The sequence below is a fragment of the Marseilla massiliensis genome, assembly GCF_023336985.1.
Lineage (GTDB): Bacteria > Bacteroidota > Bacteroidia > Bacteroidales > Bacteroidaceae > Prevotella > Prevotella intestinigallinarum.
In genome coordinates, this window is record NZ_JAMBLP010000003.1 from 184,153 (window position 1) to 198,534 (window position 14,382).

Below are 14,382 nucleotides of genomic sequence, written 5' to 3' on the forward strand. Positions count from 1 at the left end.
AAGCGGACAGGTTGGCGTGCATAGGTAAATATGGTTTACAAGCGCCTGTCATGCCGGTGGCCTTCGGCGGTTTCATGTTGCAGTATGGCCTATATTATAGTATGATACAGGCCGTTTGGGCGTGCTATTCGGGCCGTTTTGCAAAGCCAAACCGTGCATTTCGTAACATGCTCTGTAACAGAGGGTCGTGCAAGGCGCTTGATTTTCCGAAATTGTTGTACAATGATTGCGTCATGCCATCACAGTCGGCATGTGTGGGGCCTGCCCTGTGCAGGGCGTGCTTCGGCAGGGGTTTTGTGGCAATGCATTAGCGTGACTTCTGGCATCCGGCTCAAGCCGACACCTGATTTTTCCGCTTCAAACGTCTCTTGTTTGCAGGCATTTTGTTAATTTTGCACCCAAAAATCAATACACTATGCGCTATTTCATCACATTGAGTTATGACGGCGGCCGCTATCATGGCTGGCAAGTGCAACCCAACGGCAATTCGGTGCAGGCCGAAATGGAAAAGGCTCTGACGGTACTCTTGCGCAAGCCCGTATCCATAGTGGGGGCCGGGCGTACCGACGCAGGCGTGCACGCTCGGAAGATGGTGGCACATTTCGATTTCGACTCCGAGATAGACTGCGGTAATCTTGTATACAAGCTGAACAGGTTTTTGCCTTACGACATATCTGTATGCAGCGTCGAGCATGTGCCCGACGACATGCACGCGCGCTTTAGCGCCACGCTCCGCACCTACCATTATTACATTCACCTGCGTAAAGACCCGTTTGTGAGGGCATATTCCTGCGCAATCCATTACGACCTTGACTTTGAGTTGATGAACCGTGCTGCCGCCATGCTGACGGAATACAGCGACTTCGGCGCTTTCTGCAAAAGCAACTCTGACGTCAAGACCACGCTTTGCGACGTCAGGTCGGCTGCCTGGCACCAGGTGTCGCCATGCTCATGGTATTTTGAAATAAGTGCCAACCGTTTTCTGCGCAACATGGTGAGGGCCGTGGTGGGCACGCTTATAGAGGTGGGCCGCCACCGTATGACGCTGCCCGAATTCCGTAAGGTGGTTGAAGGCAAGGCCCGCACGGAAGCCGGCGAGTCGATGCCCGGACACGCATTGTTCTTGGAAGACATTAAATATTAATTATTATCATGTGGTTAGTTTTTGCATTTTTGTCGGCAGCATTGCTGGGGTTTTATGACGCTTTCAAGAAAGAAGCGTTGTCGGGCAATGCCGTCCTTCCTGTATTGTTTCTGAACACGATGTTCTGTTCCGTTATTTTCTTGCCGCTGATACTGGCCAGTGCCTATACCGACTTGCTCGACGGGTCGGTGTTCTACGTGCCAACAGCCGGGTGGGAGGTTCACAAGTACATACTGCTGAAGAGCTGCATAGTGCTCAGCAGTTGGGTGTTTGGATATTTCGGCATGAAGAACCTGCCGCTGACCATTGTCGGGCCAATCAATGCCACGCGCCCGGTGATGGTGCTTGTTGGCGCGTTCCTGTTTTTTGGCGAGCGGCTCAATGTTTGGCAATGGATAGGTGTGTTGCTTGCCGTGGCCTCGTTTTTCATGCTAAGCCGCAGCGGCAAGAAGGAAGGCATCGACTTCAAGACCAACAGCTGGATATGGATGATAGTTGCCGCGGCCGCCTTGGGGGCAGTAAGCGGGCTGTATGACAAGTACCTGATGGCCCCGGTGGGTGCCGGCGGGGTAGGGCTCAACCAGATGATTGTGCAGAGCTGGTATAACATCTACCAGTTTTTCATGATGGGGGCCATGCTGCTTCTGATATGGTGGCCCACACGCAAGCGCACCACACCATTCCATTGGCACTGGAGCATAGTGTGCGTGAGCATTTTTCTAAGCGCAGCAGACTTTGTCTACTTCTATGCCCTGACAATACCAGGGGCCATGATAAGCATCGTGTCGATGATACGCCGTGGCAGCGTGGTGGTTAGTTTCCTCTTCGGCGCGGTGGCTTTCCACGAGAAAAACCTCAAGGCCAAGGTTGTCGACCTGGCCTTGGTGCTGCTCGGCATGGTATTCCTATACATCGGGTCGCGCTGACATTACATGCCGGAGGCGTTCCGGCGGACATGCAGCCCATGCATCCCACGGCATCTGCCGGGGCGGCATGGGCTGTTTTTATGGCCGGCTATATATTTCACATCTATATATTTGGTGGTTTAAATGTTTTTTCTTAATTTTACAAACAGAAAGAAATAACATTTAACTTTTTGATTTATGATAGATTATTTAGCTGCCAATTTGTGGGCAATGTGGCTGGCTCTGTCCGTCGTTCTGCTCATTGTAGAGTTGTGCTCAGGTGGTTTCTTTATCATGTGTTTTTCTGTCGGTGCTGTATGTTCGGCAATAGTGGCACCATTTGCGGGCATATACGTGCAGCTGGGCGTTTTCATATTGATATCGGCATTGAGCGTAGTCATGGTGCGTCCATTGGCGCTCAAGTATCTCCACAGGCATGACGACGTGCGTGTAAGCAACGCCGACGCAATAATAGGTCGTACGGGGACGGTCAGCCAAGCCATCCCGGTGGGCGGCTACGGGCGCGTGGCCCTCGACGGAGACGACTGGAAGGCCTGTTCTTCCGACACGGAAGAGCTGCCTGCAGGCACCATGGTCAAGATAATAGACAGGGAAAGCGTGATTGTGAAAGTAACCAAATTAAAATAATTTAGCCTATGATTTATGTATTAATCGGGTGCGTAGTGTGCATCCTTCTCTTCGCCAAGATGGCGTTGGTAATCATCCCTCAATCCGAGACGAAGATAATAGAGCGTCTTGGCAAGTATTATGCAACGCTGCAACCTGGCATAAACTTCATCATCCCGTTTATTGACAGGGCCAAAGAGATTGTCGTATTGCAGCGTGGAAGGTATTCTTACACGACGTCGATTGACCTCCGTGAGCAGGTATATGACTTTCCTAAGCAGAACGTCATAACCAAAGACAATGTACAAACGGAAATAAACGCGCTGCTTTATTTCCAGATTGTCGACCCGTTCAAGGCTGTGTATGAAATCAACAACTTGCCCAACGCCATAGAAAAGCTGACGCAGACAACGCTGCGAAACATCATAGGAGAGTTGGAACTCGACCAGACGCTGACCAGTCGCGACACGATAAACACCAAGCTAAGGTCGGTGCTGGACGATGCAACCAACAAATGGGGCATCAAGGTCAACCGCGTTGAGCTGCAGGATATTACGCCGCCTGCAAGCGTGCTCAGCGCAATGGAGAAGCAGATGCAGGCCGAGAGAAACAAGCGTGCCACCATATTGACCAGCGAAGGCCAGAAAGCTGCCGACATATTGCAGTCGGAAGGCGAGAAGACGGCCATCATCAACCGCGCCGAGGCAGCCAAGCAGGAGGCCATATTGAATGCAGAAGGCGAGGCACAAGCGCGCATAAGGAAAGCCGAGGCCGAAGCCATTGCCATACAGAAGATAACCGAGGCTGTTGGCAAGAGCACCAACCCGGCAAACTATCTGCTTGCCCAGAAATACATACAGATGCTGCAAGAGGTGGCGCAAGGCGACAAGACAAAGACTGTCTACCTGCCTTACGAGGCCACAAACCTTATGGGCAGCATCGGAGGAATAAAAGACCTGTTCAAGTCTGAGTAGCAAGACAGCGACAGAAAAGACAACCGTGGCATCGGCTTGCGCTGCAAGCCGATGCCACGGTTCTTTGCAATAGCCTGTCGGCAAGGCTAAAGCGAGCAGAAGCGCTCAATCAGCTTCTTGCGGAAAAAACGCCCCACCTTGACATAATCTATCTTGTCGAACGGTGGATAAAACTGGCATTTGTTGTCGTTTACTTCCAAAAGGTAATTGATGTTTATCACATACCGTTGGCTCACCTGGATAAACCTCTCGTCTATGCCGAGCAGCGTTTCGTTGTTGACGCTGCGCTTCAGCCTTATCGGGGTCTTCCTTCCGGCAATCACAACCTCCCACACCCTTATTTCATGGTTGTATTGGAACAGGCCGATGTCTCTGATGTGAACCAGCCTGAAGTCTACCGAGTTGGTGTAGAAAAGCAGTTTGTTGTCGTTCTTCTGCTTTATTATGCCGTCAGAGTATGGCTGTTCGGCCTGCTTGTTCTTTGCCGAATGTATGCGATGGATTATTTTTTCCAGTTCGCTGTCGTCTATTGGCTTCAGCAGATAGTCGAATGCATTGTTGCGGAACGCCGGCAACATGTATTGCGGATGGCCCGTATACATGACTGCGTTGCAATGTTCGGGCAGAATGATGTTGAGCTGTTCGAGAAACTCGACACCCGACATGTCGGGCAGTTCGACATCGAGGAAAACAAGGTCTGGGCACACCTCCTTGGCCAGATTGAGCCCAATGGTGCCGTTGGTTGCCGTACCGACAATTTGAATGTCGTCGTATTTCTTCAGTTTTTCGGCCAGTACGTCGATAGCCGGCCCGTTGTCATCGATTATAATAGTTTTCATTATAGTTTGTTTATATATATTTTATATTCCTTGGTATTCTCAGTGTTGCCCTGCAACCACAGATGTTGCCGTTGTCATCTTCCCTGTTGCTGATGCTGAAGTGCATCTTGGCCGTTCCGTGGTTTTCCTGGTTTACTATCGATATTGTCTGCCTTATTATGTCAAGGCCGTTTTTTGTGCGCTTGTTGTCTGTCCGGCGGATGTCAAATCCGGGGCCGTTGTCATCTACCTCTATATACGTCATTGCGTCGGAACAACTGATGCTTATGTCCAACTGCTTGTGACCTGCGATGCACTTCAGTCCGTGCTTTATCGCGTTTTCGACGAGAATCTGAATGAACATTGCCGGCAACTTTACTTCTTCCTGCGTCTTTTCATCAGGAGCAACTATGGTTAGGCCGAAATCCTCGCCCACCAGCGTGCGCTCAAGGGCAATGTAATCGCGAATGAAATGCAATTCCTCGCGCAGCGTCACCCACGACTTTCCTGTCATGTCCAGACTGCTTCGTATCAGTTTGGTAAGCCGCAACAGCACATCCGTCTCCTCGTTGGCTGTGGGGCCGATGCGCGTGTTGAGCACATTGAACACAAAGTGCGGCGAAATGCGTTGGCGCGCATTGTTCAGTCTCAGCGTCAGAATCTCCATGCGGGTTTGCAACTTGCGCTTGCGCAGGGTTATGATGCCGCACACTATGAATGATGCGAGAGCCAGGGCAATGCTTACGAAGAGCCAGAGCGTGGCCTTGCTTTTGTTCACCTCGGCGTTTTTCTCGTTTATTTCCAGTTGGTGGTGCAGCTTGAGGGTGTCTTCCGTATACCTCATCATTATTTCGGCAGCCTTCATGTGCGTGCGGTTGTGCTCCAGGCTGTCGTTTTGCGCAATGTTCTTCAGCAGGTCTTCATAAGCCATTTTGTAGTTGCCTGTCTTCTCATAATACCACCTCATGTACCTGCTGCGTATGTTCTTAATGCTCTGGTTGTATTCTCCCACCTTGCCTTCTGATGCAAGTATGCCTGCCACCTTTGCGTAATCCTGCCGTTTCAAGGCTATGCCTATGCGTATGGTGTTGGCATAATACACACCAATCCTTACGCCGTTGCGCTCAAAATAGTCGGCGGCCTGGTTCACATAGGCCTCGGCGCTGTCCACCTGGCCGATGTTCAGGAATATGTCGGCCAGGTTAACCTTGCACAGATACATGTCATACGTATCTCCGGCGCCTGAGTCTTTGATGTGCTTTTGAAGCCTTCTGAACGTGGACAGCGCATTGGCATAGTCGTGCTTGAAATAGAAATAGTTGCCATAATTGTTGAGGAAATACGACTGCATGTTTGGTTTCATCATGTCAAACTGTCGTTCTGACATTTCGTAATAATACCTTGCCGATGAAAAGTCGTTCATGCTTGTGTATATCTGGCCCAGGCCCATATACAGAGTAATGTTCTTTGTCTTGGGCAAGTCGAGCGAGTCGACCAGCAGCAATGCGCGTCTGTACCATTTTGCCCCTTCTGGCAGATTGTCGACAGATATGTATGCGTCGGCCAGGTTGGCGGCTATCTCGGGGGCATAGTATTTCAGGTCGCTGTCTATTATTTGCCGATAGGCCAGTGTGTTCAGCCTTATGGCTTCCTGAGGGTTGTGTCTCAGTAGGTGGTAGAACGACGCTTCGGTGCTGTTGGCTATTGCCTTGATTCCTCTCGTGCGCGATGTGGAAGGCTGCTTTTCCATAAAGTCTCTCGTGCGCCTGGCGTAATGCAGGGCCGAATCGGGTGTGGCCGAGAGCAGATAATAGCGGCCTTTCAGTATGTAGTAGTCATAATATGTCAGGCTGTCGTCTGTTGCAGCCATGATGCTGTCGCAGAGTCGCAATGACAGAGAGTCGAGTCTGAGTATCGAGTCGTTTGTACGAATAAATTGAGCCTGCTCATATTCCGTCCTTGCATCTCCGCTTTTGTGGCCGCCGCACGACATTGCGCACACCGATGCAACGCATATTATGAGTGTGTGGAATGTCTGTTTGGCAACTACTGAGCATTTATTATGATACATAATGTATAAAGCGAATTTTCCAGATGCAAATATACTAAAAATTTTGTCATTCTGAACGCTACGTGTTTCCTTTATTATGGCATTTTAAGCATAAAGAAATGAATATGCTGATTAAACGGTATGATTTTGTGTTTAAATGGTTGAAGTTTTTGGGTGCAATCGTTATTGCAATATTGTTACCTGCACGTCCGTTGCCGAAATTGCAAGAATATTATTTGACGAATATGCCGTTTTGAGGGCAGAATATGAATAATGGTGAATAAATACGGCCTGTTTTGCCAGGCGGAACGGGTCGTTTTGCAATGCAATACGGGCTATCTTGCACTGTGATATGGGCCGTTTCGTAATGTGTTGAATGACTGTGGGTTGCGGGCTTCTGGCGTCATGGGTGGGAAAGCGTTGCGAAATCTGTTTGGCGTTGCAATATTTCGTGGCCATAATCACACGCGGCCACTATGGCTGTTTTTTCTTTTTTGCAAAGCATACGATGGCGGGCGACAGCGCTGTTGTGGTCAGAACCAAAAGCCATAAGTTGCCTGTAGACGGATTATAAGACGCGACCAATTGAGAGACGGGGATGCCCGACGCCAGCCCGAAAGCAAATTCAAACAACACCGTAAGCAAAGTCCATGCACCCCCAATGGCCATGGACAGTTTGGGGGTAAGTTCGACGAGCCTTGGCAACAACAGCCAAGTGGCCAACAATATGAGCCCGCTCAAGCTGACACCGCTGGCCGCCAGGCTACGAAGGTCTCCCATGATTTCGGTCAGCACGTGTTCGCGCAATCCACCGTTGAGTATTGCCAACGGGATGAAGCAAGCCCAAACGGCAATTGATTTTAATATGTTCATGGTTCATCGAGCATTTATTATTATTCTCTTTTGATTGTCTTTGAATTAAGCGTAGGCCCATCTATGACTGCTGATTGGGTGGGGTGGCGCGGACATCACAGCATGTTGCTTGAGCAAACTTGCAGTCTGCAATTTGCAATGGAGCAATGGCTATGAAGCCTTCATGCACATTTTTCGAGCCAAAAACCGACATAACGCGGTTACAGTGCAGTGCAAAACTGCAACAAGTCAAGCAAAACAGCCATGAGGCCATACCATTGCCGCTGTTGGCTACATGCATAATTTCGCATTGAGGGCCACTAAGCCATTCAACGGGGGCTATGATGCTTTAGGACATGGGCACCACATGACGAGTTGCTTAAATGCGGTAGAATGGCGACACTGATGGCCAACAGTTGCAAAGTTCTGCTACAACAATGTCTTTGTGTGGTTTGCAAAAATACGAAATATATTTTATAAGCATCTGGCGATGTTGGTTTTTAACATCACGGGCTTGCCTTTTCCTGCCCGGCACATCATCCGTCCGGGATGCAGGCAAACCCATCTGGCGGTGCTGTCAGATTGACCTGTTTCAATGATAGAATGGCATCAATAATGAATTAAATCAGAGCAAAGAAGTGAAAAAAAGCTCAACGAAGTGACAAATTACAATTAATTTGTGTAATTTTGCGCGTAGAAACAGAATAACCAACGTTTTTATGGTTCACAATATCTTTAAAGGCTTAGGAATAGCATTGATAACCCCATTCAACGAAGACGGTTCGGTTGACTATGCCTCTTTGTCGAGGCTGATTGACTACCAGCTGCGGAATGGTGCCGATTTCTTTTGCATATTGGCCACGACAGGCGAGACCCCATGTCTTACTTCCGACGAAAAGAGTCGCATAAAGGATTTAGTTGTTGAGAAAGTAGGCGGGCGCGTTCCTATATTGATGGGATTTGGCGGCAACAACACAATGGCTGTTGTTGAAGAGCTGAAGTCGGCAGACCTTAATGGAATATCGGGAATACTTAGCGTTTGCCCTTACTACAACAAGCCATCGCAGGAAGGTCTCTACCTGCACTTCAAGGCTATTGCAGGTGCAACGAAGTTGCCTGTGGTATTATACAATGTTCCGGGCCGCACTGGGGTCAACATGACAGCTGCCACAACGGTCAGGCTGGCGCGCGACTGCAAGAATATTGTGGCGATAAAGGAGGCCAGTGGCAATCTGGAGCAGGTGGATGAGATAATAAAGAACAAGCCGGCCGACTTTGACGTGATAAGTGGTGATGATGCCCTGACGTTCCCCATGATTTCATGCGGGGCGGTGGGAGTGATCAGCGTCATTGGCAATGCGCTTCCCAAGGAGTTCTCGCGGATGATTAGGCTCGAGTTTAAAGGGGAGTATGCAGCTGCGCGCGAGATACACCATCGGTTTACCGACCTTTTCGGTTTGCTGTTTGTAGATGGCAACCCGGCTGGCGTCAAGGCTATGCTGCACGAGATGGGCATGATAAAAAACGTTTTGCGACTGCCGCTCGTGCCTACTCGCATATCTACGCTTCAGAAATTAAGCGAGATAATGAAAGAACTTAAGATTTGAGCTTTTGCCTCACAGCGAGAGGCAAAAGTTTTAGTCTTACCGGCTTGTCTGCCGAATGCGCCCCGTAGGCAGATGTGCCGCGCAGGCAGTCGGCTGATTGGCAGAGCTTGGCGGCTGGCGGTTGGCTAAGTGTATGAATAAGCGCAAAAGGCGCAACCATAACTAATATGTGTGGTTGCGCCTTTTGTCTTGATAAGACTGCCAAAGTATTGCGGTGCAACACGTTTGCCATGGCACTGCTGTGCATTTGGTGTGCTGATGGCTGCCGGTGGCGCCTTCGCCTTTGGTGGAATTGGCATTGCTGTGCATGGTGTTGGAGCAATCTACGATTTGCCGGCCTACCCCAAGCCTACAGCCCGACAGAGACGGCCGACGGGTTGTCGCTCCTGAACTCAACTTGCCTGTAGCCCACAAGGCGCCATGTCCTTTCACCTGTTCCCTTGTAGTAAACGTATGCTTGATAGCGGTTCTCGGTCTGATAGAAGTTGCCTTCTGTGGGCGGAATGCCTGTCATGCCATTGTTGTCGACAGTTATGAAACGATAGGAGTAATAGCCTTGTTTCTGCAATATTGTGGCCTGGTATTCGGCATTTGCCTGGTCGTACTGCATGACATAGGCCGATTGGTCTTCGTCGGTTGCCCACTGTCCGTTGACGGCAATGTTGCATCCTGTCAGTTCCGGCGACCTGAGCCGGTAGTGTACATAAACGTAATCGCAGGTATAATCGTTTTCTATGTTGTCGCTGTTGCGTATGTAGAAAGCCCCGTTTGCGTCTTCGTCATACAGGTAGTTCTTGCGCGGTTCGGCCACGAAAGGGTAGGCGTTGTAGTTGTGTCCGTCCCACGAAATGCGGTCGATGCCCATCGTCGGATGGCTCAGGGCCAGCACCTCAAACTTGTGGTATTCGTTGCCGGCGTCGAAAATGAGTTGCTTGTTATGGCTCCATTGCAGTCCCTTGTTGTTCACGATGTTTGGCTTGACGTTTACCCTGGCGCTTTCAGGCCTGTTGTTCTGCGTGATTACGGTATGTATCTGCTCGGTGGGATTGGTTATGCTGAATTCTCCGTAATTTAAAGTCATTGACAGTTGCTGGTGGCTTTCGTTCAGGTCAATGTCAGTATTAGAAGTGACGGCCAAGCCTACGTTCATGTCCGACTCGACCACCATGAACTCAACGGTAAGCACCTTTCGGTTGTCGTTGTCTTCATCGTATACAGTAAGCCTGTAGTTGCCGCTGATTTTCAGCCTGCACTTGTCGTTGGGAATGTCCAATTTGTAATGCGTATACAATACTGTGGTGTTTATGGAGTTCTGGTAGTCTTCTATTGGGTTGTTGTTGAATCCTTCAATGTAATCGCTTTCAAACAGCCCATCCGATACAGACCAGTCTGCCTCGCAATGCTCTATCTTATAAACAAAGCGGTGATAGTCGTGTGACATCTCGTCGAAACTGATGTGGAGCACGTCGCTGCTTTTCAATTCCATCACGGCAGGCGACAGCCAGTCTTTATTTACGACCACCTGCAGGGTCTTGACATTGGTGTCGTATATGGTGTTCCGGCCGTTAGCCTGGCATAATGCTGCACAAAGAGTAAGGATCAAAGTAAATATCGTTTTCATCGTTTTAATATAATGTTGTAGTCAGTTGCTTTCTACGGCTGCCTTTAGAGCCGTAAATGGAGAGCCGCACTTCCTGATGCACATATTAGACGGAAATCCCCAAAGCTCAGCCGGCAAAGGCACCGGGCAAACTGATAACCCGAATGATTGCCATCCGAACTTTGGGGATTGGAATCTTAATTTAAACTGTCAATTCAGAGATTAGCAGATTTTACGTGCCCCGTCGCTGATGACAACGTCATACACCTTGGGTGCATGGCCGAACTTGGCGGTGTACTTAGCCTTCGCATCAGCAATGAATTTGTCATACAAATCTTCTTTCACGAGGTTAATGGTGCAACCGCCAAAGCCGCCACCCATTATCCTGCTGCCTGTAACGCCATTCTCTTTGGCAATGTCGTTGAGGTAGTCGAGCTCCTCGCAAGAAACTTCGTACTCTTTTGAAAGGCCGTAGTGGGTCTCGTACATCTTCTTGCCCACTGTTTCGTAGTCGCCGGCGTTCAATGCATCGCAAACGGCAAGCACGCGGTCTTTCTCACCAAGCACGAACTTGGCACGGCGGTAATCTTCGTCGCCAACCTCGGCCTTGACCTCTTCAAGTTGCTCCCATGTACAGTCGCGCAGTGTCTCAAATTTACCTTCCGGATGCTTGGCTGCAATGTGCTTTACTACATTCTCGCAGCTGTTGCGACGGTCGTTGTAGGGCGATCCGGCCAACTCGTGCTTTACAACAGAGTCGAGCAATACCAGTTTGTAGCCTACAGGGTTGAACGGGAAGTATTCAAATTCGCGGCTGCGGCAATCAAGGCGCATGAGGCATCCTGCCTTGCCGAACACGCTGGCGAACTGGTCCATTATGCCGCAGTTAACACCACAGTAGTTGTGCTCTGTGGCCTGGCCTGCCAGCACCATGTCCCATTTGCTCACCTTGTTGTCGCCAAAGAGGTCGTTGAGGGCAAAAGCGTAGCAGCTCTCGAGGGCTGCAGAAGACGACATGCCTGCTCCGAGAGGCACATCACCGGCAAAGGCTGTATTGAATCCTTTCACATCGACGCCGAGCTTACGCATTTCTTGAACGATGCCGTAGATGTAGCGTGCCCAACTTGCACGCGGGCCCTGCGGGTCGTCAACCTTGAACTCTACGCGATCCTTCATGTCGATGGCATACGCCATTATCGTATTGGTGCCATTTGGCCTTATTTCACACATTATACCTTTATCGACAGCACCGGGAAAAACGAAGCCGCCATTATAGTCAGTGTGTTCACCGATCAAGTTGATACGACCCGGAGAAGCATATATGTTGCCTTCCTTACCATCAAAATGTTTGATGAATCTACTTCTAACAAATTCTATATCCATAAGTCTTCTAATTTTGTTGGTTATTATTTGCTGATTCCAATCTTGCTACCGAAGTTGCAGAACCAGATGATATATGCATAGTAAACAAACATAAGGCAAAGGGCCACGATGACGCTTGTGGCGTCGACGACGATACCCATTATTGGGGTCAACAACGCAGCCCCGATGACACCGGTATTGATAATGCCTGTCGCAGCTTTGGTGTGCGGGCCAAGGCCCTGCAGTCCAAGGTTGAATATCAGTGGCCACATCACAGAGTGGAACAGTCCGGCTGCAAGCATGAACCAAATGCCGACCATGCTGCTGGCTGTTATCAACGACAGCGCAATGCAAGCAGCACCAAGGCAGAGGCATGCAGACAGGAGCTTGCGGGGCTCAAACTTTGTCAAGATGCCGGCGCCGATGAAACGGCCCACCATCATGCCGCCCCAATAGAATGCCAGGTACTGCGTTGCCAATGCTGCCAATGCGGCACTGTCCATGTCTGGATACAGCATCTGGAAACGGTAGGGGAGCATTGAGGGCACACCAATCTCGACACCCATATACATAAATATTCCAAGGGCACCCAACCAAACGTGAGTATACTTGAATACACTGCTCTTATACTCATGGTGTTCGCCGGCTTCTTCAGCCTGTTTCCCTTCGTCTATTTGCGGCAACTTGAGGAAAACAAGTATAACGCAAATGATGATTGCAAAGATGCCAAGACCCATGAACGGCCCGGGAACGTGCTCAGGAGCGGGAGCCTTGCCATTGATTATCACGTAGGTGATAAACAACGGGGCAACCGTTGTGGCAACAGAGTTGAGAGCCTGGCTAAGTGTCATTCGGAAAGCTCCCTTCTCGGGTGAGCCTAATACCATGACGTAAGGATTGGCAACATTCTGAAGCATCACCACACCCATTGCTACGAGGCACATCGACGCCAGGAAGATGGCGTAGACATTGATGCCTGCTGATATTGCAGACCTTATGCCGATAGAATTGACAATAAAGCCAATACCTGATATTGCCAGACCCAGTATGAGCGTGTTTTTATAGCCGATTTTACTCATTAAAAACGCGAATGGGATGGACAATAGATAAGCACCGTAGAAAGCGGTGTTAACATACTGGCCTTGCTGTGCAGTGAGTTTGAAGGCTTCTGAACAGAAAGCAATCATAGAGTTGTTCATTGTTGTTATGAATCCGATGAGGAAACATACAATGAACACGACGATAAGTGCGAACGTGTAGTTCGGTCTTTGACTTGGGTTCATTTCTTTTTAGAATATAATGTGGTTGGTTTGTAAATACTATTGTTGTTAGTGCATTTATTTTTCCACTCCAAATTTATATATCGTTTTTTGCTTGTACTGCTCGCCTGGCTCCAAAACCACCGACGGGAAATACGGATGGTTTGGCGTATCGGGGAAGTGCTGGCACTCAAAGCATATTGCACTGCGGCGTGGGAATGTTGCCCCGTGTTGCCCGGAATATCCGTCGGCCCAATTGTCGGTGTAAACCTGCACACCAGGCTCTGTCGTATAAACCTCCATGGTGCGCCCGCTTACCGGCTCCTTTATCTTCGCTGCAAAACTCAGTTCGCCTTCTTCCTTCTTGTTGAGCACGAAACAGTGATCGTACCCTTCGCCGTTCTTGATTTGCTCGTCGTCTGCGTCGATATCACGGCCCACTTCCTTCGGAGTACGGAAATCAAACGGGGTGTCCTTGACAAAGCGAATCTCGCCGGTAGGAATTGAATTGACGTCGATTGGAATGTAATAATCTGCATTAATTTCGCAAACAAGATTATCAATCGTCGGAGTTGGGTTTGCGATGCCAGCTAAACTGAAAAAGCCATGGTGCGTAAGGTTCATGATGGTCTTCTTGTTTGTACAGGCGAGGTATTCCAGAATTAGCTCATTGTCATCAGTGAATGTGAATTCAACTGTAACCCTGAATTCCCCAGTAAAGCCTTCTTCACCGTAGGCTGAAACATAGTGCAGTGCAAGGGAGCGGGGACCCATCTGGCGAGCTTCCCAAACACGCGCATGGAATCCAGTCGGACCGCCATGCAGTGCATTTGGCCCATTGTTTATCGCCAACTGATACTCTTTCTTGTTGAGTGTGAATTGGCCTTTGCAGATGCGGTTGCCATAACGGCCTATCAATGTCGACAAGAACGGTTCCGGACTGTTTATTACATCTTGAATATTGTCGTGGCCTTGAATGACGTTTGCCACGTTGCCATCCTTGTCGGGAACCATAATAGCAACAATAGCACCACCATAGTTGGTTATGGCAACTTCATAGCCTTTCCTGTTTCGAAGTATGTATAAGTCGGTTTTCTTCCCGTTAATCGTGGTCTGGAAATCTTTCCGATTCAGACCACACAGATTCACGTTTTCTGCTGTGTTCGTCATAATTCCATTGTTTT

At 49.3% G+C, this 14,382-nt stretch carries 12 protein-coding genes; 5 read left to right on the top strand and 7 right to left on the bottom strand.

The annotated features are described in order from the left end of the window. Positions 1-415 precede the first annotated feature (415 nt). From truA to M3089_RS03625, 4 genes are all read left to right on the top strand, one after another. The gene (truA, locus tag M3089_RS03610; RefSeq protein ID WP_249081781.1) at positions 416-1,144 is read left to right on the top strand and encodes a tRNA pseudouridine(38-40) synthase TruA; all 729 of its coding nucleotides are present in this window, start codon (positions 416-418) and stop codon (positions 1,142-1,144) included. A gap of 8 nt (positions 1,145-1,152) precedes the next feature. Next, on the top strand, positions 1,153-2,070 hold the full coding sequence (locus M3089_RS03615) for a DMT family transporter (RefSeq protein ID WP_205110006.1): 918 nt from the start codon (positions 1,153-1,155) through the stop codon (positions 2,068-2,070). A 177-nt stretch (positions 2,071-2,247) separates the two neighbouring features. Further along, complete coding sequence (locus M3089_RS03620) at positions 2,248-2,697, top strand: NfeD family protein (RefSeq protein ID WP_249081782.1); 450 nt, start codon at positions 2,248-2,250, stop codon at positions 2,695-2,697. Positions 2,698-2,705: 8 nt separating this feature from the next. Further along, the gene (locus M3089_RS03625) at positions 2,706-3,650 is read left to right on the top strand and encodes an SPFH domain-containing protein (RefSeq protein WP_205110002.1); all 945 of its coding nucleotides are present in this window, start codon (positions 2,706-2,708) and stop codon (positions 3,648-3,650) included. Positions 3,651-3,736: 86 nt separating this feature from the next. On the opposite strand, the gene M3089_RS03630 is transcribed toward M3089_RS03625, so the two are convergent. From M3089_RS03630 to M3089_RS03640, 3 genes are all read right to left on the bottom strand, one after another. Next, positions 3,737-4,489: a LytR/AlgR family response regulator transcription factor gene (locus tag M3089_RS03630; RefSeq protein ID WP_249081783.1), complete on the bottom strand. Its 753-nt coding sequence runs from the start codon at positions 4,487-4,489 to the stop codon at positions 3,737-3,739. 10 nt (positions 4,490-4,499) lie between these two features. After that, positions 4,500-6,539, bottom strand: coding sequence for a histidine kinase (locus M3089_RS03635; protein ID WP_249081784.1), 2,040 nt, complete (start codon positions 6,537-6,539; stop codon positions 4,500-4,502). Between the two features lie 453 nt (positions 6,540-6,992). After that, positions 6,993-7,391 carry a hypothetical protein gene (locus M3089_RS03640; RefSeq protein WP_249081785.1) on the bottom strand — a complete coding sequence of 133 codons (399 nt, stop codon included), beginning with the start codon at positions 7,389-7,391 and terminating at the stop codon, positions 6,993-6,995. A 698-nt stretch (positions 7,392-8,089) separates the two neighbouring features. Between M3089_RS03640 and dapA the strand changes: the two genes are divergently transcribed. Then, positions 8,090-8,977: a 4-hydroxy-tetrahydrodipicolinate synthase gene (gene dapA, locus M3089_RS03645; RefSeq protein WP_249081786.1), complete on the top strand. Its 888-nt coding sequence runs from the start codon at positions 8,090-8,092 to the stop codon at positions 8,975-8,977. Positions 8,978-9,326: 349 nt separating this feature from the next. Here dapA and M3089_RS03650 read toward each other — a convergent pair whose 3' ends face one another. The 4 genes from M3089_RS03650 to M3089_RS03665 all read right to left on the bottom strand — a co-directional run bounded on the left by M3089_RS03650 (position 9,327) and on the right by M3089_RS03665 (position 14,368). Then, positions 9,327-10,598, bottom strand: a complete 1,272-nt coding sequence (locus tag M3089_RS03650; RefSeq protein WP_249081788.1) for a type IX secretion system plug protein — start codon at positions 10,596-10,598, stop codon at positions 9,327-9,329. 201 nt (positions 10,599-10,799) lie between these two features. After that, complete coding sequence (galK, locus tag M3089_RS03655) at positions 10,800-11,960, bottom strand: galactokinase (protein WP_249081791.1); 1,161 nt, start codon at positions 11,958-11,960, stop codon at positions 10,800-10,802. 23 nt (positions 11,961-11,983) lie between these two features. Continuing rightward, a complete protein-coding gene (locus M3089_RS03660) occupies positions 11,984-13,222 on the bottom strand; it encodes an MFS transporter (RefSeq protein WP_249081792.1) in 1,239 nt (412 codons plus the stop codon). A 54-nt stretch (positions 13,223-13,276) separates the two neighbouring features. Then, positions 13,277-14,368 carry an aldose epimerase family protein gene (locus M3089_RS03665; RefSeq protein ID WP_205110479.1) on the bottom strand — a complete coding sequence of 364 codons (1,092 nt, stop codon included), beginning with the start codon at positions 14,366-14,368 and terminating at the stop codon, positions 13,277-13,279. Positions 14,369-14,382: the final 14 nt, after the last annotated feature.